Origin of the sequence: Streptacidiphilus rugosus AM-16, from assembly GCF_000744655.1 — a bacterium.
Classification (GTDB): domain Bacteria; phylum Actinomycetota; class Actinomycetes; order Streptomycetales; family Streptomycetaceae; genus Streptacidiphilus; species Streptacidiphilus rugosus.
In genome coordinates this window covers 37,065-61,920 of sequence record NZ_JQMJ01000001.1, presented here as the reverse complement: position 1 = coordinate 61,920, position 24,856 = coordinate 37,065, and the positions used below count along the sequence as shown (strand labels likewise).

The 24,856-nt window shown below is 70.4% G+C and carries 23 protein-coding genes and 4 pseudogenes; 9 read left to right on the top strand and 18 right to left on the bottom strand.

The window, feature by feature from the left end; all coding sequences use genetic code 11:
- Positions 1 to 88: 88 nt before the first annotated feature.
- Entirely contained in the window at positions 89 to 2,482 is a 2,394-nt protein-coding gene (locus BS83_RS00290; RefSeq protein WP_051942247.1) for a 2OG-Fe(II) oxygenase, read from the bottom strand.
- Between the two features lie 284 nt (positions 2,483 to 2,766).
- Positions 2,767 to 4,013 (bottom strand): IS3 family transposase gene (locus BS83_RS00285; RefSeq protein WP_408640946.1). Its coding sequence is split into 2 segments (ribosomal slippage): positions 2,767 to 3,677 and positions 3,677 to 4,013, totalling 1,248 coding nucleotides; the frame shifts between segments, so codons are not numbered across the junction.
- A gap of 387 nt (positions 4,014 to 4,400) precedes the next feature.
- On the opposite strand from BS83_RS00285, the gene BS83_RS00275 reads away from it, so the two are divergent.
- On the top strand, positions 4,401 to 4,607 hold the full coding sequence (locus BS83_RS00275) for a hypothetical protein (RefSeq protein ID WP_037599549.1): 207 nt from the start codon (positions 4,401 to 4,403) through the stop codon (positions 4,605 to 4,607).
- 154 nt (positions 4,608 to 4,761) lie between these two features.
- Here the strand turns inward: BS83_RS00275 and BS83_RS46120 are convergent, their stop codons facing one another.
- Positions 4,762 to 5,028, bottom strand: a complete 267-nt coding sequence (locus BS83_RS46120) for a chaplin family protein (protein WP_198035067.1) — start codon at positions 5,026 to 5,028, stop codon at positions 4,762 to 4,764.
- 112 nt (positions 5,029 to 5,140) lie between these two features.
- On the opposite strand from BS83_RS46120, the gene BS83_RS46115 reads away from it, so the two are divergent.
- From BS83_RS46115 to BS83_RS48655, 4 genes and pseudogenes are all read left to right on the top strand, one after another.
- Positions 5,141 to 5,557, top strand: a complete 417-nt coding sequence (locus BS83_RS46115; protein WP_037599547.1) for a hypothetical protein — start codon at positions 5,141 to 5,143, stop codon at positions 5,555 to 5,557.
- A 585-nt stretch (positions 5,558 to 6,142) separates the two neighbouring features.
- On the top strand, positions 6,143 to 6,298 hold the full coding sequence (locus tag BS83_RS46110; protein ID WP_198035066.1) for a hypothetical protein: 156 nt from the start codon (positions 6,143 to 6,145) through the stop codon (positions 6,296 to 6,298).
- Positions 6,299 to 6,457: 159 nt separating this feature from the next.
- Positions 6,458 to 6,832 (top strand): annotated as a pseudogene (locus BS83_RS48660) (recombinase family protein); the annotation flags it as partial.
- A 46-nt stretch (positions 6,833 to 6,878) separates the two neighbouring features.
- The gene (locus BS83_RS48655) at positions 6,879 to 7,367 is read left to right on the top strand and encodes a helix-turn-helix domain-containing protein (RefSeq protein WP_198035121.1); all 489 of its coding nucleotides are present in this window, start codon (positions 6,879 to 6,881) and stop codon (positions 7,365 to 7,367) included.
- Between the two features lie 243 nt (positions 7,368 to 7,610).
- Here BS83_RS48655 and BS83_RS44705 read toward each other — a convergent pair whose 3' ends face one another.
- Both BS83_RS44705 and BS83_RS48650 read right to left on the bottom strand, forming a co-directional pair.
- Entirely contained in the window at positions 7,611 to 7,874 is a 264-nt protein-coding gene (locus BS83_RS44705; RefSeq protein WP_198035126.1) for a hypothetical protein, read from the bottom strand.
- Complete coding sequence (locus BS83_RS48650) at positions 7,799 to 8,230, bottom strand: transposase family protein (protein WP_408640953.1); 432 nt, start codon at positions 8,228 to 8,230, stop codon at positions 7,799 to 7,801. Before BS83_RS48650 ends, BS83_RS44705 begins: the two co-directional genes overlap by 76 nt.
- A gap of 399 nt (positions 8,231 to 8,629) precedes the next feature.
- Between BS83_RS48650 and BS83_RS00250 the strand changes: the two genes are divergently transcribed.
- On the top strand, positions 8,630 to 11,440 hold the full coding sequence (locus BS83_RS00250; protein ID WP_037599541.1) for a LuxR family transcriptional regulator: 2,811 nt from the start codon (positions 8,630 to 8,632) through the stop codon (positions 11,438 to 11,440).
- A 264-nt stretch (positions 11,441 to 11,704) separates the two neighbouring features.
- Positions 11,705 to 12,417: pseudogene (locus BS83_RS00245) on the top strand (IS6 family transposase).
- A 62-nt stretch (positions 12,418 to 12,479) separates the two neighbouring features.
- Here BS83_RS00245 and BS83_RS46920 read toward each other — a convergent pair.
- Positions 12,480 to 12,650: pseudogene (locus BS83_RS46920) on the bottom strand (IS110 family transposase); the annotation flags it as partial.
- A 201-nt stretch (positions 12,651 to 12,851) separates the two neighbouring features.
- On the opposite strand from BS83_RS46920, the gene BS83_RS00240 reads away from it, so the two are divergent.
- Positions 12,852 to 13,199, top strand: coding sequence for a transposase (locus BS83_RS00240; protein WP_063774057.1), 348 nt, complete (start codon positions 12,852 to 12,854; stop codon positions 13,197 to 13,199).
- A gap of 4 nt (positions 13,200 to 13,203) precedes the next feature.
- Here BS83_RS00240 and BS83_RS48490 read toward each other — a convergent pair.
- A pseudogene (locus tag BS83_RS48490) lies at positions 13,204 to 13,419 on the bottom strand (reverse transcriptase domain-containing protein); the annotation flags it as partial.
- A 381-nt stretch (positions 13,420 to 13,800) separates the two neighbouring features.
- Here BS83_RS48490 and BS83_RS00235 point away from each other — a divergent pair.
- Positions 13,801 to 14,427, top strand: coding sequence for an ISAs1 family transposase (locus BS83_RS00235; RefSeq protein ID WP_037599539.1), 627 nt, complete (start codon positions 13,801 to 13,803; stop codon positions 14,425 to 14,427).
- Between the two features lie 456 nt (positions 14,428 to 14,883).
- Here BS83_RS00235 and BS83_RS00230 read toward each other — a convergent pair whose 3' ends face one another.
- The 11 genes from BS83_RS00230 to BS83_RS00185 form a co-directional block, all read right to left on the bottom strand.
- Entirely contained in the window at positions 14,884 to 18,222 is a 3,339-nt protein-coding gene (locus BS83_RS00230; protein ID WP_037599537.1) for a BTAD domain-containing putative transcriptional regulator, read from the bottom strand.
- A gap of 1 nt (position 18,223) precedes the next feature.
- Positions 18,224 to 18,661, bottom strand: coding sequence for a hypothetical protein (locus BS83_RS00225; protein ID WP_037599535.1), 438 nt, complete (start codon positions 18,659 to 18,661; stop codon positions 18,224 to 18,226).
- Entirely contained in the window at positions 18,642 to 19,184 is a 543-nt protein-coding gene (locus BS83_RS00220) for a TadE/TadG family type IV pilus assembly protein (protein WP_063774056.1), read from the bottom strand. The genes BS83_RS00225 and BS83_RS00220 overlap by 20 nt, the downstream gene beginning before the upstream one ends.
- Positions 19,181 to 19,570 (bottom strand): TadE/TadG family type IV pilus assembly protein, encoded by a 390-nt coding sequence (locus tag BS83_RS00215; RefSeq protein ID WP_037600152.1) that lies wholly within the window; start codon positions 19,568 to 19,570, stop codon positions 19,181 to 19,183. The genes BS83_RS00220 and BS83_RS00215 overlap by 4 nt, the downstream gene beginning before the upstream one ends.
- Before the next feature lie 130 nt (positions 19,571 to 19,700).
- Positions 19,701 to 19,910, bottom strand: a complete 210-nt coding sequence (locus BS83_RS00210) for a hypothetical protein (protein WP_037599533.1) — start codon at positions 19,908 to 19,910, stop codon at positions 19,701 to 19,703.
- A gap of 47 nt (positions 19,911 to 19,957) precedes the next feature.
- A complete protein-coding gene (locus BS83_RS00205) occupies positions 19,958 to 20,854 on the bottom strand; it encodes a type II secretion system F family protein (RefSeq protein WP_051942243.1) in 897 nt (298 codons plus the stop codon).
- Complete coding sequence (locus BS83_RS00200; protein WP_232247972.1) at positions 20,851 to 21,813, bottom strand: type II secretion system F family protein; 963 nt, start codon at positions 21,811 to 21,813, stop codon at positions 20,851 to 20,853. Before BS83_RS00200 ends, BS83_RS00205 begins: the two co-directional genes overlap by 4 nt.
- Positions 21,810 to 23,159 (bottom strand): CpaF family protein, encoded by a 1,350-nt coding sequence (locus tag BS83_RS00195; protein WP_051942239.1) that lies wholly within the window; start codon positions 23,157 to 23,159, stop codon positions 21,810 to 21,812. The genes BS83_RS00200 and BS83_RS00195 overlap by 4 nt, the downstream gene beginning before the upstream one ends.
- Before the next feature lie 208 nt (positions 23,160 to 23,367).
- Positions 23,368 to 23,583, bottom strand: a complete 216-nt coding sequence (locus BS83_RS46095) for a hypothetical protein (protein WP_051942236.1) — start codon at positions 23,581 to 23,583, stop codon at positions 23,368 to 23,370.
- Between the two features lie 25 nt (positions 23,584 to 23,608).
- On the bottom strand, positions 23,609 to 24,220 hold the full coding sequence (locus BS83_RS00190) for a hypothetical protein (RefSeq protein WP_051942234.1): 612 nt from the start codon (positions 24,218 to 24,220) through the stop codon (positions 23,609 to 23,611).
- Complete coding sequence (locus BS83_RS00185; protein ID WP_198035064.1) at positions 24,220 to 24,840, bottom strand: SAF domain-containing protein; 621 nt, start codon at positions 24,838 to 24,840, stop codon at positions 24,220 to 24,222. Before BS83_RS00185 ends, BS83_RS00190 begins: the two co-directional genes overlap by 1 nt.
- Positions 24,841 to 24,856 lie beyond the last annotated feature (16 nt).

The following is a 24,856-nucleotide window of genomic DNA, read 5'->3' as shown; positions in this document are numbered from 1 at the left end:
CAGGCAGCCTTGACGGCCACCGTGATCTGTCGAGCCTGCCGCGAATTTTGGCGGGCCAAGACTTTCGCCCTGACATCAACAGCCACCCTCAGCCGCGCGACCGGGCCCATTTGTCCCGCAGCCACGCCAGGTCGGTCTCGGCGCGGGCGCGGGTCGCCTGTTCGCGGGTGAAGACGGTTTTGGTCTTGGTCAGGACCAGGACGTAGGGGCGTCCCTGGCGCCGGGTGGTGTGAGAGACGGGCAGGCCGGCCTGGTCGATGCGGTTGTGGAGGTGGCGGCGTCCGTCCTTCGCGAGCGGCCACTCCATGACCTGGCGGGTACGGGAGGTGAGGAAAGCGTCCAAGTCGAGGCAGAGTCCGCAGCCAGTCCGGCATGTCCCGGCCGGGGTGAGAGACCAGTCGTCGGCCGCGCGTACGGGGCGGGTCAGTGCCGCGACGAGCCGGTCCTCGCAGTGGTCGGCGAGGGTCTGGAAGGCGCGGGCGGCAGGTGCGCTCTCGCGCATGGTCGCCTGATGGAGGGCCGCTGTGCGCAGAGCGGGGAGCAGGCATTCCAGGACGGTGTCCGGCAGGCCGCACAGAATGGCGGCGATGGTGCCGGCGGTCTCGGGCCCTGCCGCCTGCAGGACGCGGGCCAGTGATGCGCCGAGCCCCTCCAAACCTGTGCGGCGCTCCGTCTCGCGGCCGACGCCGAGCCAGCTGGTGATCTGTTGCCCCACTGCTTGCCAGGCGCCCTCGGCCAGCGGCGAGGCCATCGCCTCCCCATCGCCGTCGGCGGCCCGCAGCGCGGTGCACAGGCCGGGCAGCGATTCGAGCCACGCCGCGCGGTCCGTCCATGTGCACGCGCCAACCGTGGCGAACCAGCAGCTGACGGCCCCGCGCGCCCATGTTCTTCCGTACCGCGCGGCCGCTGCCGCGAGACCCGGGGCGTGCCGCTCGCTCAGAGACTCCACCCCGAAAGGCGCGAGGAGCATCGTGGCGGTGTCCGCTTCCCGCAGTCCCACCGCGACGGGCAGGGCGGCGGCGAAGAGTGACGCGGCCACCTCGCCCGAACCGTGGTGTTTCCAGAACGGGGCGAGCGACCGGGCGAGCGTGCGCGCCTGGTCGAGGTTCCCGGCGTCCAGGTGGTCCTGAAGTTCCCGCAGTGCGCCCTCGGAGCCGGCCTCGGCGCGGGCCGTGAACGACCGCTGCCGAGGCCACAAGACCACGGCGGCCCGCCGGTACCAGCGGTCGAGCGTGTTGCCGTAGTTGCCCATGTAGCCCTCGTACTCGGACTGGTAGGGCGTCAGGTCCTTGTTCTCGGTGGTGGCGCACACCTCGGAGTACGCGACGGGCAGGTTGATCTGCTCGCCGCCGGTGCCGTCCGGGCGGGTCCACCAGCTCAGCGTGATCTCGTCGTCGATCAGCTCGTTCAGTTCGTAGGTGGAGAAGTCGCCGCTGCGAGGCCGTTCGGCACCGGGTTCCCCGTCGGGGTCCAGGAGGCATTCACCCTCGCACTCCTCGTCCTCACAGTCGTCGTAGTGCTCGACCTCGCCGTAGTAGTCGTAGCGATCGTACGGCTCATGCGCGTCCCAGGTCTCCTTCACCTCAGCCAACGCGAGGACCCCTTCGCAATCCGCCTCTGCGGCGGCCTGGCGGAGCAGGGTGGTGCGGGTGGCGTCGGCTCCCTTGAGGCGATCCCAGTCCAGGCCGCGCTGGGTGTACTCGTGGTCGAGGAGGTACACGAGGCGGTTCGGTGGCGCGGCCTTCTGCCGGCCGTAGGCGTAGCGCTCTTCGGCCGGCTCGGTGAAGTGTTCGGTCAGGCAGTGAGCCAGGTCGGCGACCGAGTCCCCGCCGTCTTCGCCAGACGGGCGGATGCGTTCAGCGAGGAGGTTCATGGTGAGGGTGACGCGGTAGCCGGACTTGACGGGCTTGACCTCGTGCAGGCAGTCCGCGTAGAAGGCGGTGAAGGTCAGCTTCTCCCGCGACGCCTGGTGGACGACGCTGCGGCCGGCGTGCGAGACGACGAGTTCGCCGCCGGTGTGGTGCGAGGGCAGCGAGACGACCAGGGTGCCCACCATAGAGTCGTCCTTCTCGGAGTCTTGGTGCGGCAGGAAGAACTGGCCCGTGCTGTAGACGAGCAGTGCGTGCGGCTCGGCACGCAGGACGGTGGTGGGCGGCAGGCCCAGCGCAGTACGGACACCATCGAGAACGACGTCCAGGGTGCGGTCCCAGTCAATGCCGCCGAGCGTGATGCGGTCCGGAGTGATCTCCCAGGTGTCGCGGACGCTGGTGTCGGACAGGGTCCGCTCGCCCCGGCCGAAAGATGCCTGCCGGGCCTGCGCGATCAGTTTCTTGGTGACCGGGGCACGCAGCGGCAGCGGCAGTTCCCCCACCCCGTCGACCTCGATGTGCAGCACGCGGGCCGGCATCTCAATACGGGTGCTGAAGTCCCCGCGCCGCTGTGCGTCGCTGAGCAGCTCCGCCAGCTGCTTCCGCGCTCCCATACTGTTTTCCCCCCAGAGGCGCAGCATGCCGTATGGCCTGTCACGGAGACCCTAACGCCGCGGGCAGTCCTTGGTGCCGGGATGTTGGCCATCCGGCGAGGGCGCCGTTCAGCGGTCATATAGTCGCCGTCCGCACGTCACCCCCAACGCTTCGAGAAGGAGCGAGGGGCTGGGACGAGCACCCACCGGGGTGGGTGAAGCTGAAGCCTCATGATTGAACACGGACACGACTGCACGAAGGGACGTAGGGCCTTCGCCCGTGAAGGTGGACACGCGGTTGGTTGTCACGCGGCGAGCGTGAGCTTAGCCGTGTGCTGTCGCTGTTCGTATTCGTTCGGGCTGAGCTGACCGTTGGCGGAGTGACGCCGACGGGTGTTGTAGCGGGTCAGCCAGGCGAAGACGGTCCTCCTGCAGGTGGCAGGGTCGCTGTAGTCGCGGGTGCCCTGGAGCGTCTCCCGTTTCAGTGAAGCGTGGAAGCTCTCGCAGGCAGCGTTGTCCGCGCTGCTGCCGACGGAGCCCATTGACCGGGTGACGCCCAGCTCCGAGCACAGGTCGGCGAAGGCCTGGGACCCGTATTGCGCCCCGTGGTCGCTGTGGAACACGGCCCCGTCCAGGTTGCCGCGGGTCGCGGCTGCCATCCGCAGCGCGTCGGCGACCAGGTCGGTGCGCATGTGGTCGGCGATGGACCAGCCCACGACCCGGCGGCTGAAGCAGTCCAGCACGGTCGCCAGGTAGAGGAACTCCCCGCCCGCCAGCGGCAGATACGTGATGTCGCCCATGTACTTGCGTCCCGGCTCCGGGGCGTTGAAGTCCCGCTGGAACAGGTCCGGGACGAGGGTCGCGGCCGGGTCCGGGACGGTGGTGCGGACCCTTCTGCGCAGGCGGATGCCGACGATGCCGTGGGTCCGCATGACCCGGGCGACCCGCTTGTGGTTGACCCGTTCTCCGTTTCCACGCAGTTCCGCGGTCACCCTCGGAGAGCCGTAGGCACCACCGGAATCGGCGTGGATCCGGCGGATCCGCTCAGCGAGGACTTGGTCCTCGCGTCGGCGGTCGGCTCTGGCCTCGGCGCCGCCGAGCCACTTGTAGTAGCTGGACCGGTTGACCTCCAGGACCTGGCACAGCCGCTTCACCTCGTAGGCGTCCCGGTGGTCATGGACGAACTGGAAGCGGCTCACCAGTTCGTCTCGCCGGCGAAATACTTGGCCGCCTTCCGCAGGATGTCCCGTTCGGTGGCCAGCTTCTGCTCGCTCGCCTCAAGCTCGGCCACCCGGGCCTCCAACTGCCGGATCCGCTCGTCGGGATCGTCGGAGGCGGCCGGTTGTCCCGCCCGGGCCAGTGCCGTCCCGCCCCGCCGGGCGTCGGTGGGCGCGATGCCGCGGCGGTCGCGGTCCCGCAGCACCCACTCGCGCAGGGTCGCCCTGTTGATGCCCAGGTCAGCGGCGATGTCCTTGTAGGTCGCCCCGGGCGTGGACTCGTACAAGGCCACGGCATCGGCCTTGAACTCGTCCGAGTAGTCCTTCATCGCCATCGGCGGTGTTCTCGCTTCCTCCGGATCAAGCAGATCCAGTATCAGCGTGTCCACCCATCAGGGCGAAGGCCCGTTCATGGAACGCCGAGGGGTGAGCTGCGGCCAGAAGGCCCTGGTGGTTACAGTGGTGTTCGGCACCGTGATCATCGCGCTGATCGGGCTTGTCGGCTCCTACACCGCCGTGTTCCGGCTGGCCCAGCCGGGAGTGCAAGATGGTGCGGTCCCTCATGGCCGCGATGAGCGAGGACTACGACCTGGAGTCGGAGCGGGAGGCCTACGTGACCGCGGCCCCGGCCAAGCGGGCACCACGGAAGGCGTCGTGATCACCCGCATTCGCATCGTTGCGCCCGGAACCATAGGACCTGGCGTGCTCGCGCCGCGTGTGCCTTGCGCCCGTACGCCTGGATCGAGGGAGAGGGTGCGTACGCCGTCGTTCGGGACTGCTCCGGCGCGTCCCTTCCGCCGGGGCCCCAATCGCGGACGATCGAGCTCTTCCAGTCGCTGGACGAAGCCGAGAACATGATGCGCTTGTACGCCAAGAACTGCACCGGCCACTGCAACAAGGACCGTCGGCTCTTCGAGGTGCAGACGTAGCCGAGACTGATCGGGCCCCGCCGCTGTCAGTGGCCGCCCCTACCGTCGAAGACAGTGCAACCGCCCGCCACTGCGGAGACGACCAACAACACGACGGGCTGGCCTACGCCGACACACGGGAGCAGACCGGCCTGACTGTTGGCGCACTGGATGGTCAGCTGTTGGAGCAGTAGTTTCCAGGGCCGCAGATGTTGATCGAGTGCGAGATCGGTATCTGGATCACCTGGCCGGAGAACAAGCCCCCGGATCCGAAGGCACAGCCGAACGCATAGGCAGATCCAGAGGAACTCGACTGGCAGCCGGAGACGCGTTGGATGCCGGATGCTTGTGCGGATGGGGCGAGTACGAGGCCCACGCCGCCGAGTGTGAGCACGGCTGTGGCCGTGGCGGCGGCGGTTTTGCGGCTGAGCGTGTGGATCATAATTGCTCCTCTGGGGTAATTGCCAACCCTCTGGGTGCCAGTCTTTACCTGCGATCCTGCTCTCGCATTCCGTGACTGGTACGGAGTCCTCCGTAGTGCTTCACTCGAACACGTGGGCGACCGTCCGACCTTTCCGCCCCCAGCCGGCTGGCCCGAACGAGTCCCAGCCCCCGGCACCCCCGACTGGGAGATCGCGGCCTCCAAATGGCTCATCGACCAGTGCCCCGGGGCCTGGCGGGAAGGCCTCTCCGGGCAGGTCCACCGCAAGCACACCCTCATGCTGGCGCGCGACACCCGCTACCTCATCAACGCCCAAATCCAAGGCCTCCGTGACGCCTACTCCCGAGCCCGCGTCGAGCTCGGCGACCACTACGAGCCGCAGCAGATCGAGGAGCAGCTCGCCATGTACGCAGAGGAAGGCCAGCGGCTGAAGGACCGCGTCAAGGCTGTGCAGCCGGTCGAGGACGCGCTCACGGGTGTCCGATGGATCCCGCGCGGCGACAACACCGAATGGAGCAAGCTCGGTTGAACCGCCGGGCGGCAGCGATCGCGACAACGGCCGGGGTTCAGACGCGAAGGGCCTCCGGCCTGCTGTGCGTGGGCAGACCGGAGGCCGTGTGGCCCACCACGGGGGAGGAGGGGGCCACACCCCCGGCGTCCGAAGACGCGAGACTCGCATGCCGGCTCTCCCCGCGTGCAGTCGGCACAACCAGTGTGCAAGGCGATTCCCCTGTGTGGCCTGCCTCAACGGTCTGCCTTCCGGGCAATCCAAGCCCGGCACACGACGGCCCGCCTCGCCGCCGACGAATGCGGAGGCCCACGTGAGGAGCCCGTCGCAGCGCTAGGAAGCGATGACCTGGTCATAACGGCCGAGGTTGAGAGCGATCCGTCTGCGGCACAAGCAGACCTGACTTAGCAGGGCGTGAGTGCCGCTTCGAGCTCCGCCCAGCTCCCTGCTGCCGCCGCTGAACCGCCCCGGGCGGAGTCGGCGGCCGTGGAGGAGAGTGACGCCTCCGGCGAGGTGGATGGCCCGCCCGACACCCAGGTAGCGGAGCCGATCCCGACTTCCGAACCGGCGGGAGCAGTCAAGGCGATGGCCCGGCGAGGGAGCGCGGTGGACCGCTATCGGGTGGCGTTCGTCGACTACACCGAGCAGCACGGCGCCTTCCCCGACGGTGACCAACTCGCGAAATGGCTGTTCGAGCAGCACGGCGTCGGGGGCAGGTCCGGCGAAGTCCTCAGCTCCGGTCACCTTCGCCGCTACCTCTGATTGGATTGTGACGGCGCATCGGACTGGGGGCGTAATCGACCGATTACGCCCCCTGTCCGATGCGCCGTCACAATCCAATCAGAGAGCGACGGAACGCGCCGCGAATCCAGTCCGGGCCATCCACACTTCCGCCCCCACCATTTCGCCTAACCTGCGGGCGTGACCGACCTCCTATACCTGCGTCACTCGACCGTCAAGCAGACCAACGCCCGCCAGCGGCACGCCCTCGCCACCTACCTCGCGGGCGGCGCCACCGCGTTCGAGGATCCAGCGACGTCCAGTGGCCTCCACCCGCTCAAGCGCGCCGGCTTCCTCCAGTTGCTGAACGCGGCTGCCGTCGGCGACACGGTCCGGCTTGCCGACGCCGCGCGGCTTTTCCGCTCGGTGCGCGACATCCTCGACGTCCGGACCCTCCTCCAGCGCCGCGGCCTCCACCTGCGGGTCGCCGCCGGGGCCTGGGCTGGGATGGACCTCGCGGCCGACGACCCGATGACGAAGCTGTTCGTCACGATGCTCGCCGGAGTGCTGGAGTTCCAGCGGGACATGATCTCGGAGAACACCCGCGAAGGGGTAGCCGCGGCTGCCCTCCGGGAAGACGCTCGGGCGTCCCACCGCTCTGGACCCGAGCACCGCTCAGGCCGTCGTCAGCCAGTACCACGAGGGCGCCGCCATCAAGGCCCTCGCCCGCCAGCACGGCGTTGCCCCGCGCACGATCCGCCGGGTACTGGACGCAGACGGCTCCCGTACCGTCCCCGCCCCACGAACCCACGAGACCGACCCTGTGCCGCCGGAGACTGCACCCAATGGCAGCACCGGCCCCGTCACGATCGACGTCCCCGGACTGCTTGCGACACACCTGGACGCCGAGGGCGACGAAGCGATCCGGGGAGCGCTGGGCGAAGGATGGACGATCCGCCTAGGCCAAGGCCACTCTGTCCGTGTCACGGCGGCTCTGGCGCTGCACCGGGCCGCTCTCGCCCAGTGTGCGGACGTTGTCCAGGACGGCAGCGCGTCGGCGGTGCGGAAGGCCTGTCGGGTCTACGCAGCCCGCATCTCAGCAGCCCAGTGAGCCCAGCGCGGCCTTGTGGCGGCTGGTGACACGGTTGTTAAAGGGCACCCGTCTTGGCGGTGATGCTCGGGCGGCCCTGCCGGAGTGCGCGTTTTCTTGTGGTGTGTGACGGTGGGGTGGGTGGTACGTGCCGCCGGCTCGACGGACTTCGCACGACGGCGAGCGCAGCCCGGGCGGACAGGCTCCGGGTACACGAGAAGCCCTCGGTCCAGATGGCCGAGGGCGTCGTGCTGCTTGCGCGAGTCAGGCGCTGCCCTTCAGTTGGTGCTCGAAGATGGCTTCGATGAGTTCCTCGGTGGTGTGGTCCATCTCGGCGTCCAAGGTGCGCAGTTCCTCCTGGAGGCGGGAGATGATGCGCAGGACTTCGGCGCGGTTGCCGCAGGACGCCTCGAGGGCAAGCCAGTCCCGGTAGAGCATCTCGGCCGCGGGCTCTACGTCGACCCCGAGGGCACTCGCGGCGCAGGTCGGGCGGGGAGCGTGATGCGCATCAGGCAGTTCAGCACGCACGCCCAGGACAGTACGTGGTGCAGCACGCTCAGCAGGCGGGCTCCGGCCGATCCGGCCAGCGCGATGGCGACCGCGTCGACGACCCTCTGCAGGGCCGGCGTACGACGTTGGTATCGCCGGGTCAGGCCCGAGACCTGTTCGATGAAGGTGACTTTCTCACAGGCCGGGTTCTCGCAGTACAGGCGACGTACAGATAAGTCGATTACGACTGGGCGGCCGCCCACCGCCTCGTCCGCGACATGCCGCTCGTACCGGGAGTGCACCCAGCGCGACGGCTGCCCACACGCTGGGCATGCCGCCGGGGTGTCATCCCTGGTCCGGGCCGTGATCCTCAGCAGATCGTCACTGGCCTCCACCCGCTCGACCCACACCGCGGCCAGCTGCGGCAGCAGGTCCCCCAGCACAACAACGCACACAGCCAGCGTCTCACCGCCAACCAGGCGACACCACAGGCGAGTTGAAGCGATCACTCGCTACGAAAATCTTGGAAGAGCCTAATTCATGACACACCCCGTTGGGCAAGTGGGTGTTGTTCAAGGGGTGGGATTGCAGGAGGGGGAAGCAACTGGTGGACGGTCCGGTCCTGGGACGACAGTTTGCCCGATCTTGCGACTCTGTCGGTGCGGCCTATCCTCGAACTGTCGGGCTTTGTGTGGAAGGCCGTGGTGGATGTGAACCTCGGATCGCCGGTGGGCGGGGCGGCGGTGGCGTCTGGCCTGGGGGAGGACTTGCCCGGGGGGTGGGGGGAGGGTTTGGTGGGCCGGGAGGCGGAGCTGGCCCAGGTGGCCCGCTGCCGGGCCGAGGCAGCGCGGGGTGAGCCGTGGGTGATGACGGTCGAGGGGGAAGCGGGGATCGGGAAGACCGCCCTGGTGCGTCACGCCCTCGCAGGTGGTGGGGACGGGCTGGGGGTGTGCTGGGCCAGCTGCGATCCAGCGGAGCAGGACCTCCCCTACGGGGTGGTGGACCAGTTGCTGCGCAGGCTGCCGGTGGACACAGCGGGGGCCAAGGACCTGGTCCGATCGTTGACGCCTGCCGCGTCGCCGCTCGCGGTGGGTGGAGGCCTGCTGGAGGTACTGGCCGCTGCGACCGACACCGGCCCGCTCGCGCTGGTCATCGACGATGTGCCTTGGGCCGATGAGCAGTCCACGAGCGTGCTCGGGTTCATGCAGCGCCGCTTGTACTGCGAGCCGCTCCTGCTGGTGCTCACCGCCCGAACGAACACGGCCGGGCCTGCGGGTGGGGCGGCCGAGGGCGAGGTGGGCGGGCGCGGCTGGCAGGAGAGGGTGCTGCGTGGCGCGGTCCGCGTCGAGCAGGTTCAGCTGACCGGGTTGACCGGTGCGGAGACCCGGCAGCTGGCCGCCGGTCACGGGGCCGCGCGGCTGGGGCCGGCCGCGGTGGCCCGGCTCCAGGAAGCCACGGCCGGGCATCCCCTGCACCTGCACTCCCTGCTCGCGCAGGTCACCCCGGCCCAGCTCGCCGACCTTTCCCATCCGCTGCCGGTGCCGGCCAGTCTGGACGCGGTCATCCGCCACACCCTCAACCGCCTGCCCGCGGATGCCCGCGGTCTGGTCGAGGCCCTGGCCGTCCTGGACCGCCCCGCACCCCTGGCCACCATTACCGCCCTCGCCGGGATGGATGATGCCTCCACGGCCCTGGGCCCGGCACTGGAGTGCGGTCTGGTGCAGTGGCGCCCGGACGACCCCACCACCCCGCTACGCCTGCACCACGCCCTGCAGCGTGATGCGATCTACCGAGCACTGCCCCCGGGACAGCGTCAGACCCTGCACGCCCGCGCCGCTGGCCTGGTCAGCGTGGACGAGGCCTGGGCCCACCGCGTCGCCGCCACCACCAGCACCGATCCCCAACTCTCCGGCGAACTTGCCGCCGAAGCCGAACACCTAGCCGATGGGGGCCGCCTCGGGCGGGCCGCCACCCTGCTGCTGTGGGCCGCCGGCCTCGCCCTCACGCGCGACCAGCACGAACACCAGCTCCTGACCGCCGCCACGCACCTCCTGCAGCTTGGACAGGCAACCGCCCGGCTGGCTCCGCTGCAGGGCCGGCTGCAGGCCTGCGCCCCCTCACCGCGCCGCGACACCGTGCTCGGCTTCCTCGCCGCGCAGCGCGGCGACCTACGCACCGCCCAGGACCTGCTCACCTGCGCCCTCACCACCGCGCCCGACGCGGACACCACCGTCCTCGCCGCCATGTCGCTGGCCACGGTCCACCTCTACCGGTGCGACGGGCCCCAGGTGGTGCGGCTGCTGCGGCCCCTGCTGGACCAGCTCCCCCCCGACACGCCTACCGCTCGGCTCATCCGGGGACTGCTCGCCCTCGGCGCGATCTTCAGTGACGGACCGGCCGCGGCGCTGGCCGTGATTGACGAAGCCTGCCTGCCCGACCGGGCCCCCCAGGTCACCGCCCTGGACAGTCAACTGCTGCTCTACCGTGGCAGCTGCCATGTGCTCGCCGGGCGGCTGCAGGCCGGGAACGAGGACCTGACCACCTACCCCGTCCGGCAGCACACCGATGCCGACCTGCGCATCACGCCGGTCGATCACTACATGCTCGCGTGGGCCCGGTACCTGGGCGGCCGCTGGCAGGACGCGCTGATCGGCGCCGACCAGGCCGTGGTGGTCGCCGACACCACCGCCCAGCCCGAGGGTCTCGTGTTCGCTCACGTGATCGCGGCCATGGTCCACGCCCAGCGGGGCGACCACGGGCGCGCCCGCGCACACCTGACCGAGGCCCGGCGGTCCGTCCCCCTGTTTCCGGAATTCAATGCGATTCTGCCCGTGCTGGGAGAGGCGGTGCTGGAGCAGGCACGTGGCAACCGGGCGGGCATGGCCCGGGCCCTGGCCCCGCTCGACCCCGCCTCGCCCGGGATGACCCGCGCCATGGTGCTGGTGTGGGCGCCGCTGCTGGTCGACGCCCACACCAGCACCGACCCCGCACGCCCCGCCACCCTCCAGGATCTGGAACGCGCCCAGCAGGCCATGGACACCTTCGACCAGCTCACGAACCCCGACCCCGGCACCACCGTGCCCGCCCTGGCCTGCACCAGCCACTGGCTCCACGCCCGCCTCGCCCGCGCCCACCGCGACACCGCCATGGCCCGCACCCACTACCAGCGCGCCCTCGACACCCCCGCCCTGGAGGGTGACGACATCCCCCTGCACCGCGCCTTCGCCCACCGCGACCTGGCCCACCTCCTCATGGCCACCGGTCAGGCCGGCGACCGCCGCGACGCCGCCACCCACCTCCACCACGCCCACCAGCTGTTCACCCGACTCGGAGCCACTCCCCACACCGAACACACCACCGCCGACCTCACCAACCTCGGCACCACCCCCCCCGCAGTGCCCGGCCAGGACCGGGCGCAGGGCCTGACCGAACGCGAACATGCCGTCGCCCACCTCGCCGCCGAAGGCCACACCAACCAAGAAATCGCCCAAGAGCTCTACGTCAGCCCCAAAACCGTCGAGTACCACCTCGGCCACGTCTACACGAAACTCCAACTCACCAGTCGCCGACAACTTCGCACCGCCCTCCAATCCGCCCCCGCATGAACACCCCCACACCCCAGCCACGAGCCTGGCGGTAAGCCAGTTGCCAGGCGGTGGTCTAGTGCGGTCTGGCGACGGCCAGCACTGACGGTGAGGACGGCAGCAGACGTCGAGCTCAGGACTTGAGAACGTCGGCCCTGCAAGCCGACCGACAAGATGAAGGCCGGGGCGGGTGCCGATATGCGTTGGGAGGGTCTTGTCAGGTGCTGTCACGTTAACGGGCGAGCGTGAGATGATCTTGTGGTTGATCATCCCGAGGGGGCGTTCGTGCCGTCGACAGTGCCGTCGTACAAGCGCCACCGCTACCCGGCGGAGGTCATCGCGCACTGCGTGTGGCGGTACTTCCGCTTCCCGCTCTCCTTCCGCGAGGTCGAGGAGCCGATGCTCCAACGCGGCGTGATCCTCTCCCACGAGACGGTGCGCCGCTGGTGCCACAAGTTCGGGCAGGCCTACGCGAACGGGCTACGCCGGCCCGCGGCCGGCGATAAGTGGCACCTGGATGAGGTCTTCATCAAGATTTGCGGCGAGCGGCACTATCTGTGGCGGGCCGTTGACCAGCGCGGGAACGTGCTGGACATCCTGGTGCAGTCGAAGCGGGACGCGAAGGCCGCCAAGCGGTTCCTGACGAAGCTGATGAAGAAGCAGTGTCGGGTGCCGCGGGTGCTGGTCACCGACAAACTCCGCTCCTACGGCGCGGCCCACCGCGAGCTGATGTCCTCGGTGGAGCACCGCTCTCGCAAGGGTTGAACAACCGGGCCGAGAACTCCCACCAGCCCACGAGGCAGCGTGAACGCGCGATGAGGGGCTTCCGATCGCCAGGTGCGGCACAACGGTTCCTGTCCGCGTTCAGCGGCATCTCACCACACTTCCGAACCGGCCGTCATCTGATGACCGCCTCCGGCCACCGCCACGAGATGACCCTCCGCTTCACCATCTGGGACCAGGTCACCGGCGCCACCGGCCTGACCACAGCAGCCTGACCACAGACCCGGGACCGGGCCCCACCACGCCCCGGCACACCATCAGATGATCAAGCACTCGTTTACGTGACAACACCCTTGAGACAACGGATGATCTCGCGCTTGGTCTTGCCCTGTGCAGTGCGTCGCTCGATGTAGGCAACGGTGCGCGGCTCGCCGCGGGTGAGCGCGATCCGGAAGAGAGCGGCGTTGGCCTGCCGGTCGCCGCTGCGGTTGAGCCGGTGCCGGTGCGACTACCTCGCTCCCTGGACGCGGAGCCGCCGGCGAACGCGAGTGCGGCGACGGACGCTGTGACGGCGCGGCGCCGAGGTGCCAGGCACGCGGCAACCGCGCCGGCGGAACTCAGTCGCTGTAGTGGTAGTGGTGGGGGCCCTCCACCCGATGAGTGGACACCTTCGATCGGCCCGATGAGGGTCGCAGTGAAGGAGTCACTTATGGTGATGAAGGTCTATTCGTCCGAGTTCAAGGCCGACGCGGTCGCGCTGTACCACTCGGACCCCGACCTCACGATCGTGCAAGTTGCCCGCGATCTTGGTGTGAACCCGGAGACGCTGCGGAACTGGATCCGCGCCGACCGCCGGACCGGCGGCACGACCAGCACGGCCGCGAAAGATCATCGAGTGGACGAGAAGAAAAAGACCCAGGACGAGCTCCAGGCCGAAATAGCGGCCCTGCGAGCGGAACTGAAGACGGTGCGCAAGGACAACGCGACGCTCCGCCGACGCGAGCGCGCACCGGGTCCATCAGGGCCGTGTGCGAGATCTCGTCGAAGCAGGCCTTGATGTCGCCCTCCACGATCCACTCGTAGGAGTGGGAGGTGAAGTGGCGGACCTCGGCCACCGCGTCGTGGGTCCGGTGGTTGGGGCGGAACCCGTAGGAGCACGGGAGGAAATCCGCCTCGAAGATCGGCTCCAGCACCAGTTTCAGGGACGCCTGCACCACCCGGTCGGTCACGGTCGCGATCCCCAGGCGACGCAGCTTGCCGCCCGCCTTGGGGATCATCCGTTCCCTCACCGGGAGAGGGCAGAAACTGCGGTCCTTGATCGCGGACCGCAACCCGTCGAGGAAGACCCCGACGCCCCGCACGGTCTCCACGTAGTAGGCGGTCTCGCCGTCCACTCCGGCCGTCCGGGCTCCCTTGTTGCCCCGCACCCGGACCCACGCGACCAGTAGAAACGCGGGGTCGGCAATGAGGTTGTGAGGTCGGCCCGGGACGCCCTGCTGGTGTTGCCACCAGTGGGTTTTCCCGGACCGCCTCCCCATCAGTCCGCGCACGGCGGCCGGCTGAGACCCACTGCCACACGGGGCCCCGGTGAAGCCAGCAGGGCTGCCGCGCGATGGCATGGCCCTACTTTCGGGTTAGATCCCCGAGTTCCAGCCCTGATGGAACAGATCCCCGACGAGGAACTGGAAGACGCCGTGGTCACCCTCGACGCCCTGCACGCCCAGCGCGAGCACGCCCGCTACCTCGTCGAAGAGCGCGGCGCCCACTACCTGCTGAGCGTGAAGGGGAACCAGAAGAACCTCGCCCGGCAGCTCAAGTCGCTTCCCTGGAAGCAGATCCCGGTCCTGCACCGCACCAGCGAGCGCGGTCACGGCCGCGGGGAGATCCGCGAACTCCAGGTCGCGAGCGTGAACGGACTGCTGTTCCACCATGCCCGCCAGGTCGTCCGCATCCGTCGCCGGCGCCGCCTGCTCGGAGCGAAGAAGTGGAGCGAGGAGGTCGTCTACGCCGTCACCGACCTGCCCGCCGAGCAGGCGAGCCCCGAGGAGATCGCCACCTGGGCCCGCGGCCACTGGACGATCGAGAACAGCGTCCACCGGGTCCGCGACGTCATCTTCGGCGAGGACGCCCGCACCATCCGCACCCGCAACACACCCGCCGTCATGGCCGTCCTCGGCGACATCGTCCGCGGCACCCTCCGCACCCTCGGCTGGGTCAACGCCGCCAGCGCCAGACGCGCCCACACCAACCCCGCCACCGTCCTGCGACTCCACGGCATCACATGATCAAACCGGACATTCCCGGAACACTCCGGGGCCCTGAGGCCGGCAAACCCAGCCGCACCACCCCCATAAGGGAGAAAACCCGACGGAGACCAACTCGCCAAGTGGCTTTTCGAGCAGCACGGCGTCGGGGGCAGGTCCGGCGAAGCCCTCAGCTCCGGTCACCTTCGCCGCTATCTCCCGGGCTTCAAGGAGGCGTGGGAGGCCCAGGATGTGGGGCTCAGTACCCCGCACTGACGGTCGAGACCACGTTCCCTACGGGGTCTTGGCGGTGATGCTCGGGCGGCCCTGCCGGAGTGCGCGTTTTCTCGTGGTGTGTGACGGTGGGGTGGGTGGTACGTGCCACCAGCTCGACGGACTTCGCACGACGGCGAGCACAGTCTGGGCGGACAGGCTCCGGACACACGAGAAGCCCTCGGTCCAGATGGCTGAGGGCTTCGTGCTGTCCGGGACGGTTGGTCAGGCGCTGCCCTTCAGGTCCCGCTCGTACACGGCCTCGATGAGCGTCTGTGTGGAGTGCTCCATCTCGACGTCCAACGCGCGCAGTTCTTCCTGGAGGCGGGAGATCACTCGCTGGACGTCTGCGCGGCTGCCGTCGATGGCCTCCAGGGCGATCCAGTCCCGGTAGAGCAGTTCCGCGCTCGGGTGGATGTCGATGCCCTTTGCGATCGCCGCCCGCGCCTGCTGGTGGTGCCCGGTGGTGGTGCGGTAGCGGGCGATGGTGTGGGCGGTGTCGACGATGCGGGAGACCATCTCTTGGGCGTCAGGCATGCTCCACGCGGCCGTGCTGCCGGCGAAGGGTCGGCCGCGGACCAGCGCCAGCGCGGCCTCGAGGTCGTCGATGCCTGCTGGACCGGCGAGCAGCCCGCGTTCGGCGAGTTTCTGGAAGCGCGCCCAGTCGCAGCGCACGCCGGTCATCGTCGGCAGGATGCCGTCGCGGGCGTTGCGTGCCAGTCGCGGTGTTCCGTCCGGGGTGTTCTCGAGCAGGTTGCGCAGGTCGTGGAGGCGCTGCTTGACGCTGTTCTCGGTCCACGGTGTACGCGGGCTCATTGCTTCGGCGAGGTCGGCGCGGGTGCGGCCCGGGCGGAGGTAGAGGTAGGCGGCGACCTCGGCGAGGCGCTTTCCGCGGCCGCTGCTGCCCAGGCCGGTGACGTCAACGGACCCGAGGATACGGATTTCCGGGGCGTGCAGGTCGGCGGGCTCGGTGATCGGAGCCATCCGGGGCGGCACGTCGACCGGCAGGGCTGTCGATTCCTCGGTTCCGTCGGCGGCCAGCGACGCGGCGGGCGTCGCCGGGTCGGAGGCCACCGGCGCGAGGGGCAGCACGGGCACCGACGTCGCGCGTGCGGCGGAGTCGGTGTGGGACCCGGCGAAGGCAAGGAACGGGGTGACGGCTCCACCCGCCACGTCGCCGGAGTGGGCGCTGGCCGTCGCAGGGGCTTCCGCTGCTGATTCTTCTTCTGTCGCCACCTGTTGGGCCATCGGCTGCACCAGCTCCCTGGTGTCGTCGGCGACATGGGTCCAAGCCCCGGTGGCCGGGATCGCGGGCTGCTCGGTGGTGTGCAGGTCCTCGGTCAGGATCTGGTACTCGGTCTCGGTGACGCGCTGCAGCACTACGGGCGCTGCCGTGTGGGGAAGCTGCTGCGGCCGGTCGGTCGCGCAGTCGATGCGCAACGCCTCGGGGAACAGTGGACCCAGGCTCTTGGTCGGCAGGGCGAGCGCGACCGGCGCGTGGGGAGCGCGGGAGACCAGGCCCGCGAGTTCCCAGGCGGCTTCTTCGTCGACGTCGTCGCTGGCGACCAGCATCCATGGCATGGAGGCGTCGGGGTCTTGGTGCGCGGTGAGGAGCAGGTCGGCCAGGTCGGTGACGGCATCAGCGATCTGGTCGAGGCGCCGGATGCGGCCGGTGGCCATCATCTGGGGCAGGTCTGCTTCGATGAGGCCGGCGCTGAGGATTTGGAGTTCTTGGCCCCATGGGCTGGTGGCGGCGTCTAGGGCGAGTGCGCGGGCGACCTCGCGGACCTGCTGGGCGGTGCCGTCCAGGAGGAGCGTGCGGATCGCGGCGAGGTTGAGGAGCAGCAGGGTGCCGTCCGGTTCTTTGCCGAGGGTGGCGAGCATCGGGTAGGGGGCCGCCACGTCGGCAGCGGCGGCGGAGTGGAGGAGTTCGGCGGTGGGGTCGAGGTTCCACCAGCCGTCCGCGCCGTGGGTGAACGGCGGGACCGGAGCCCCGTCTGCCCTCAGTTGGATGCGGTTCCGTTCGATCCGGGCCGCCTCTACTTGCGGGAGCGGCTCACCGTGGGGCAGATGGGTGGTCATGGTGCGGAGCGCGATGTCGAGCAACTCGGCGTTGGCGGGGTCGGCCTGACTGGCGAGGATCTGCTCCAAGCTGCTGGTCTGGGCCGGGACGGCGATGGTCTGGCCGGGGCGCCGGTTGCGCTGCTGCAGGGCTCGCTTGATTGCGTACCCGCCCATCAGACCGGAGGCCAGGAGCGCGGCGATCGCCGCGCCGATGCGCAGTTCGCTCGCTGCCGGGGAGTCTTCTGCGGAGGCTGGTGCTGCGGCAGTAGTCGCCGACGCAGAGGTCGAGGGCGTCGTGCCGGCGGTGCTCGGCGTCGCCGTGGGCGCGCCTGACGCGCCAGCCGCGGGAGAGGTGAGGACCTGCGAAGGCGCCGGCGTAGCGGAGGTGGCGGGGACGCCCACGGGCCCAGTTTCCGGGGCTGCGGTCGGTGACGGGGAGGGCGTTGTTGTCGGTGCCGCAGTGGGGTTGTCGCTCGGAGCCGTCGGCGCGGGGGAGTGGCCGCCCCCGACATGGACTGTCCCTGGGCCCCCGGGTGTACTGGTCGGGTCGGCGGTGGGAATGCTGGGCTGGGGGATGGTCAGGTGCCATCCGGGCAGGATGAGGTCGGGATCGGTCAGGTGCTCGCCGTCGGGTTGGACGGTGTGGGTGCTGGCTGCGTAGATGGCGGGATAGTCGTCCGCGTTGCCGAGGTCGGTCTCGGCGATCTGGGACAGCGTCTCGCCGGGGTGCACGATGTGGACGCGCTCGCCGCGGCCGTGGGTGCTGGCGCCGTCGGCGTGGTCGTCCCTGTCTGTGACGGCACGCGAGGAGTCGCCGTCCCGCTTGAGGGGATGGCGGCTGTCGGCACCGGTGGGCAGGCGGAGTGTCCAGCCCGGGACCAGGTGCACGGTGTGGGCGGTGAGGCTCTGTCCGTCGGCCTGGGGGACGCCGTTGTTGAGGGCCGCGACCTCCCGCCAGCGCAGCCCGTCGCCCAGGTAGTGCTCGGCGATGCCCCACAGCGTCTCGTCGCTGGACGCCACGGTGTGGGATTGCCCGGCCTGCCCGGCAGGCGTCCTAGTGGCCGCCGCTTTCGCGGCGCCTGCCGCGGCCCGCTCGGGCGTCGCCCGGGTGGCGTGCGGGAGGTGGAGTGTGGCGGCGGTCGCGGGTGCGGCGCTGGCAAGAGCGCCGGTGGAGGGGAGCAGGACGACGATCGCGGCGACCAGGGACGCGGCCAGATGCTGGGTGACGCCGAGGACCGGGAGCCGGGGTGCGCTGCGGTGCCGCAGCACGGCTGTGGCCTCGACAGTGAAGCTGAGGGTCAGGGCGGCCCAGGCTCCCCAGCCGAGCAGGGTGAGAGCGCCCAGGAACAGGGTGCCGTTGTCCGGCCCGGTCAGCGCCCCGGTCAGCTGTGCCCAGGACGGGAGCACGCCGACGGCCAGCAAGGCGGTGGGGATGCCGAGTTCCAGCAGGGCGATCGCGGCCAGGGCGGCCAGGGCGCGCACGAGTTTGATGGCGGCCATCTCAGCCTCCGGGCTGGTAGAGGAGCAGGGCGCTGCCGTGGCCGGTGACGGTCCCGGCGCCCAGCAGCGGGAACAGCGGCGTGAACGGCGCGTTCACGGTGACCTCGATGCGGTTGCCGACCGTGGTGACCGTGCCGGACACGCCAGCCGCCTTGAGGTAGGCGTTCGCGGCCGCGATCGCCGCGGTGTGGTCGACGGTGAAGCCGTGCCCGGTCAGCGCGTCGCCGGCGTTGAGGGACTGGGCTCCGGTGCGGGCCGCTTCCTGCGCGGTGCCTTCGGCTTTGGCCAGGGCCTGGAGACGGCCACCGCCGTCGACAACCAGAGCCAGCACAGCCAGCACGGCGAGGATGACGATCGCCGTGAACAGCGACAGACTGCCCCGCTCCCGGCCCACCCGGACCTGCAATTTGCCGGTTCGCTCACGTCGTGGTGCGTGCATCAGCATCCCTTCCCAACGACAGGTCGCCGGTCACTGGCAAGCCCGGGCCGAGTGCGGTCCGGGGCCGGTATTCGTCCAGGGAACTGGTGAAGGACCCGGTGAGGACCTTGCTGCCGGGTAGGCCCGGAAAGCCGACGTCGGACAGGTTCACCCGGCACGTCACGGTCACCGTCACAGAAGCGGGCTGGCCGAGCGGGGTGGCGAACGCGGCGGTCGGAACCTGGACGTCGGTGGTGAGGCAGTGCAGTCCCTGCGTGGCCAGCGACTGGCTGGCGACCTGCAGCGCGATGGTCCGCGCAGCGCCCGGGTCGTTCTGCAGAGAGGCGGCGCGGGCGGCGTCCCGGGCGGCGTCATCCACGGTGCTGCCGGTCAGGTAGATCCGCCCGCACACGATCATCAATGCCAGGAACATCAAGATGGCCGGCGCCAGGATCGCCAGCTCCAGCGACAGCGCACCGTTGTCTCGGCAGCGGCCGCCGCCGCGTGCATGCAAGGCCGAGCCCGGGAGCCAGGGAAACGTCATGGTCCCGGCTGCTCCTTCGCTGCCGTGGCGGTCTGACTGACCGTGAAGCTGACGCCGGGGAGCCAGCAGGGCACCTGTCCGGTGACGGTGATGGCGACCAGTTGTCCGCTGTCGCTGCCGGTCACGGCCGGGCCGGTGATGCTGCCGCCGGTGCGGCTCAGCAGGTCCCAGGTCTGCGTTTCCCCATCGGCGAGCGTCGCGCCCCGCAGGCGGGCGGTCTCAACGCCTTGCTGGGCGGCGGTAAGGGCCGCGTCGCGGGCGTAGTAGTAGAACCCTGCCTGCACGATGGTGAAGAGCAGCAGCATGACCACCGGCGCCAGGATCGCCAGCTCCAGCGACAACGCCCCCGCCTCCGTGCGCTTCTGCAGCCGTCGATGCGCACGCATGAGCCGCTGGTGTGCGCGCGGCAGACGCTGCGTGCGGGTGGCGCCGCGGCTGGATCTCGGGGAGGGGAAGGAGGTCATGGGTGAGGCGCGCTCCGGTGAGGTTGACGGGAAAGGCAAGCGGATGTGGTGGTTAGGGGATGGCGTTGCCCTTCTGGGTGGCCTTGTTCGTCACGATCACGACGATGATTCCGGCGATGACGACCAGCGCGGCCACCAGGATCGCCAGCTCGATCGACAGTGCACCGCGGTCCCGGTCCCGATCGCGGTGCAGCGCCCGGACGCGGTCGGCCCGCGTGCGCAGCAGGTGCAGAAGGGCAGTGAGGGCGGGGTCGGTGAACACGTCGGGCCTCCCGGGCGGCGTGAAAGAAGACAGGGAAGTCGTGCGGGTCAGCTGTTGATGATGCGGGCGATGGCCGGGTAGGCGATGTAGACGGTCATGAGGATGACAAGGGCTGCCACGGGGACGACCATCTTTTCCGAGGCGGTGTTGGCCTGGGCCTGCTGATCGGTCAGCAGCACGCCGCGCAGCGAGCGGGCCTGGGCCTGCAGGGTGGAGTGCACGGAGGCGCCCTCCTCGCCGGCCACGGCGATGATGTCCGCGGGGGCGCCGAGCTCGGGCACGCCGATCTCCTGCGAGAGGTGGCGCAGGCCGTCCCAGGGGGCGATGCCGGCGAGTTCGGCTCGCAGCAGGGCGTCGCGGATCCGTTCGAACACCCAGCCGTCGCCCACGGCGGCCGCGCGTTTGAGGGCTTCGGTGGGACCGGCGTCGGCGGCGCGTTCGAGGCCGACGAGCTCGAGGTAGGAGGCGACCGCGACGCGGAACTCCAGGCGGGCCTCGGCGGCGAGCTGCCGGATGCGGACGTCCATCAGGAACCAGAACACCGCCGCGAACACCAGCCCCGCGGCTCCCGGGACGGTGAAGGACAGCGGCTCGTTCATGGCGGCCAGCACCGCGCCGCCCAGCAGCGGCAGCATCAGCCCATACAGGGCGACGGCGACTTTGCGGCCCAGCCACAGCGCGGGGGACTCGCGCAGGATCTCCAGCTCGCGCCGTGGCAGCCCGAGCGTGCCGAACCGGGCCAAGACTGTTGAGCCGATCCGCTCGTAGACCCCGTGCGCGGTGCTGGCTTGGGTGGGTGGGGCGATGACGTCGAGGCGGGAGGCGTCCAGGCGGGCCAGGACGTCGCCCAGGTCGGAGCGGCCGGGGAGCGCGGCGGCGACCGCGATCGCGATACCGGCCCCCGCGGCGGTGCCGGCCAGAACGGCCGGGACAACGGAGATCACCTCTGGCTCCTTCCCGTCCGCTCGTCGGCGGCGTGGGCGCGTTCGGCGGGGGAGAGGGTGCGGTCGGCCGGCGAGAGGAAGCGGGGCACGGGTCGCAGGTTCGCCATCCGGCGCATCCACACCAGGAGCAGCACGAACACGACCGCGAAGGCGATCATGGCGAGTTGTCCGCCGACGCTGCTGTAGGGGCCGACGTAAGCGCCCGAGAACATCGACAGCCCGAATACGACCAGGCAGAACACGGTGATCCAGCGCATGTTGGCGCGCGGCTTGGCCCGGTCGGCCTCGACCTTGCGCCGCATCAGTACCTCCTCGGCCACCGACGCGGACAGGTCCTTCAGGGCTTTGCCCAGGCCTGCGCCGCGGTCCTGGACGTGAAGCAGCATCAGGGCGACGATCATGTCGGCGGTGACGTCGTCCAGGTCGTCCGCGAAGGCCCGGTAGGCGCCATCGGGCGGCCAGCCAGCGCCCAGCCGTCCGGCCAGGAGCCGGACCGGCGCGGCGATCGAGTCCGGGACCGTGGCCACCGAGCGGATGACCGCACCCTCCAGGGACAGGCCGACGGTGTGGATGTCGGACATGCGCCGCACCCACTCCTCCAGCCCCTCCAGCCGGTTGATCTTCTCGGCGTGCTCACGGCCCGGGTTGAACAGCCAGCTGATGTTCGCCGCGGCGATCCCGGACAGCAGCCCGGCAATCGGCCAGCCTGTCGCCAGCCACACGACCACCAGCACCGCGAGCCCGGTGAGCACCCTGGTGCGGTGCCCGGCCCACCAGGCAGCCCGCCCGGCTCCGCCGTCCAGCCCGGCCAGGGCCCGCAGCTTCCGCTCGCCGCGGCCGCGCCGCCGCGCATGCTCGTCTCCCAGCCATCCCGCCCAGGCCGCGACGGCCACCAGGAGTCCGATCGCGCTGGCGCCAGCGGCCACTGCGGCGATCAGGGCCATCAACGAAGGAGTCACAGGGGCCTCACTGTCTGCGGCTTGGGGCCCCAGGACCCGGCCGGGTTGTGGAGCCATTGGCGGTTGAAGCCGGCGCGTTCGAGATCGTCGATGCACAGCGGGGTGGTGTGGGGGACGCCTCGGGGTTCGCGGGCCTCGCCGTCGCCGCGGGGCGCGAAGATCCGCTGCACGGCGGGGCGGCCGCCTTCCCCGATGCCGGTCACCTCCAGGACCTCTTCTACGAAGCGGTGCTTGACGCCGCCGATCTCGGTCTCGTCGACCTGGCGGATGTAGACGATGAAGTCGACGGCCTGGGCGATGAGGCGGTATGCCAGTTCGGTGGTCATCCCGATGCCGGACTCCAGGCACAGGGTGACGACGCGGTCGATCGCGGAGCGGGCGGTGCGGGCGTGGAGTGTGCACATCGACCCGCCCTCGCCCTCGTTCATGGCGTGCAGCATTGGCACGACCTCCACGGAACGGACCTCGCCGACGATGACGCGGCGCAGCGACATGCGGAGCAACTGCGGGAACAGGTCGGCCATGGTGATCTGGCCCAGCAGTCTGCCTTGAGCGTCGCGTTCGCCGTTGCCCTCGCGTTCCTCGAACGGGACGACCTGGGGTCCGCCTTCGAGTTCGTGCAGCCACAGCTCGAACTCCGACTCCAGCGTCCCGATCCGTTCCCCGGGCGCAATCTCGCGGGACATCGCGCGCAGCAGGCTGGTTTTCCCGGCGCCTTGGCCGCCGACGATGAAGATGTTCTTGCGGGCGCGGACGGCTGCGGCCAGGAACTGTGCCAGAACGCTGTCGAGGGTGCCCCAGCCGACCAGGTCACCGAGGTGGGTGGAGCGCAGGCGGTGCTTGCGGATGACGACTTGCGGGCGCGGGGTGACCAGGTAGGCGGCCGTGAGGCGGGAGCCGTCGACCAGGCGCATGTTCAGCGTCGGCCCCGCAGGCGACAGGGTCCGCTCGCCTTGTCCCTGGGTGCGGGCCAGCTGGTTGATCAGCGTCACCAGGTCGGCGTCGGAGGCCACCAGCGGCGGCAGGATCGCCCTGGGGCGGTCCTGGTAGATGACCTCGACCGGGTCGTTGCCGCAGATCCGGATGTCCTCCACCCCGGGGTCGTTCAGCAGCGGCTGCAAACGGCCAGCGCGGAACAGGTCATCGAAGACCGCCTGCGCGACCTCGCTCTCCTGCGCCTTGCTCAGCGGCTTCGTCGTGGCCGCGTAGTCGGTGCCCCACCGCGCGACCGTCTCGACCACCAGCTGCCAGCCCAGCTGCTCACGGTCCTCGACCTCCAGCGCACCGGCCTCGGCCGTGCGGGCCGCCAGCTGGGTGGCGACCTGCCCGCGCAGCTCCCCGATCACAGTGAAGTCGACCGGTAACAGCCCGGCCCCACCGCCCGTTGGGAGGGCCGCGACGGGAAGTGCCGCAGGCCCCGATGTGCCCGAGCGGGCCGGCGGTGGCGGGAGGAGGGTCGGTGGGGGAGCCGGCCGTGACTGCTGCAGCGCCTGCTCGAACCGCGCCCGCAGATGCTCGTTCGGGTCCCTCGGCGCGGTACCGCGGGGCAGGGTGTCAGCCACCGAAGCCCCCACCCTGGTAGACCGACCCGAACGGGGCCCCGGCCGGGGCGAGCTGGACCCGGCGCCAGTTGGCCAGCGCACCGATCTGATCCCAGCTGGAGCGCGCCTGCCGCAGCAGCGTCGAACGCGACGACAGGTCACGCGCCGAACGAGGGCCGTGCGCGAGCGCCCTGGCCGTGGCGGGATCCCAGTCGAAGTGGGCCAGCACCGGCAGCCGCAGATGCTGGCTGATCTCACTCGCTGGCGGGCGGGGCTTTTTCCTCACCCACCAGCAACAGACCAAGCGCGTCCGCACCGGTCCCGTGCTGCTGCAGATCCCTGGCCAACAGGGCGGCCACCGGCGCGGAGGCGACCACGTGCGCCAGGGTCTGACGCACCACCAGCAGCACCACGTCCGCCCGCCGCAGCACCGCCGCCGGAGAGCGAGCCGCGCTCAGCCCGCCGGAGTCCACCACCGCCCGGCCGGCGTCGACCACGATGTCCGCGGCGTCGCCCTCCAGCACCGGCCAGGCGCGGACCAACTGGTCCCAGACCCCGGCCATCGCCGACGCCTGGGACGGGTCGGTCAGCCCCGGCAGCAGCCGGCGGGACATGTCGCCGCCGTGGAGCGGCACCAGATGCCGGACGAAGTCGTGCCCCAACGTCCCCGACCGTTCCGCGGTCGCCAGCCGGTGCAACCCGATCGCGGCCGTGGACCCATATCCTTGCTGGAACCCCGGCCGGACCGTTCCACCCGACGGGTCCAGCTCCGCCAGCACCGACCTCCTCGGCGCCGCCAACGCCAGGGCCAGGGCGCTGACCGTGACCGCACCGGACTTTCCCGACACCAACGCGACGACCGTCATCAGTGCCCCTGCACGGTGATCGCGACCTGCCCCAGCGCGGCCCATTCCGCCAGCTGTGGAGCACTGCCCGCATCGGTGGCCAGGTTCACCACCAGGGAGCCGTTGGCGTCCGGACCCACGACGGAGACGACCACCGCGGTGACCGTCTCCGGGACCGGGCTGACCTTCGTCGCCCCGGCCGCTGGGGTCTCTACGACCGTGACGCTGTCGCCGGGTTGCAGCAGCCCGGCGGGCACTTGGCCCGGCTTCGCCAGCACCCCCACCACGGTCTTTCCCGCACTGGATGGGGCCTTGCTTGTCACTGACGCCAGTGTGATCAGCGAGCCCGCCGGCAGATCCATCGCGGCCTGCTTGCCCAGCACCAGCCCGTCATCGGAGACCGCGATCGGAGCCAGCGCCGGGTCCGGGGCTACCTGCGCCACCGCCAGATCCGAGCGGCCGATCACCTGCCCCCTCGGCACCGCGTGCGCCAACGCCAGCACAGGCATCCGGTCCCCGGCCTGACTCACCATCGCGTACGCGCCAAGACCTCCGACTGCGGCCAGCGCCAGACCGGCCGCCATCAGCACCGGCCGCCGTGCACGCCGCGGCGCGTCCGGAAGGCCGGGCACCGGCAGCACACCAGCATCAGGCGCG

Excerpts from the sequence above, each read along its gene's own strand:
- BS83_RS00290 (WP_051942247.1), bottom strand. The coding sequence starts at position 2,482 with ATGGGAGCGCGGAAGCAGCTGGCGGAGCTGCTCAGCGACGCACAGCGG.
- BS83_RS46120 (WP_198035067.1), bottom strand. The coding sequence starts at position 5,028 with ATGATCCACACGCTCAGCCGCAAAACCGCCGCCGCCACGGCCACAGCC.
- BS83_RS00240 (WP_063774057.1), top strand. The coding sequence starts at position 12,852 with ATGGTGATGAAGGTCTATTCGTCCGAGTTCAAGGCCGACGCGGTCGCG.
- BS83_RS00235 (WP_037599539.1), top strand. The coding sequence starts at position 13,801 with ATGGAACAGATCCCCGACGAGGAACTGGAAGACGCCGTGGTCACCCTC.
- BS83_RS00230 (WP_037599537.1), bottom strand. The coding sequence starts at position 18,222 with ATGGCCGCCATCAAACTCGTGCGCGCCCTGGCCGCCCTGGCCGCGATC.
- BS83_RS00225 (WP_037599535.1), bottom strand. The coding sequence starts at position 18,661 with ATGCACGCACCACGACGTGAGCGAACCGGCAAATTGCAGGTCCGGGTG.
- BS83_RS00220 (WP_063774056.1), bottom strand. The coding sequence starts at position 19,184 with ATGACGTTTCCCTGGCTCCCGGGCTCGGCCTTGCATGCACGCGGCGGC.
- BS83_RS00215 (WP_037600152.1), bottom strand. The coding sequence starts at position 19,570 with ATGCGTGCGCATCGACGGCTGCAGAAGCGCACGGAGGCGGGGGCGTTG.
- BS83_RS00190 (WP_051942234.1), bottom strand. The coding sequence starts at position 24,220 with ATGACGGTCGTCGCGTTGGTGTCGGGAAAGTCCGGTGCGGTCACGGTC.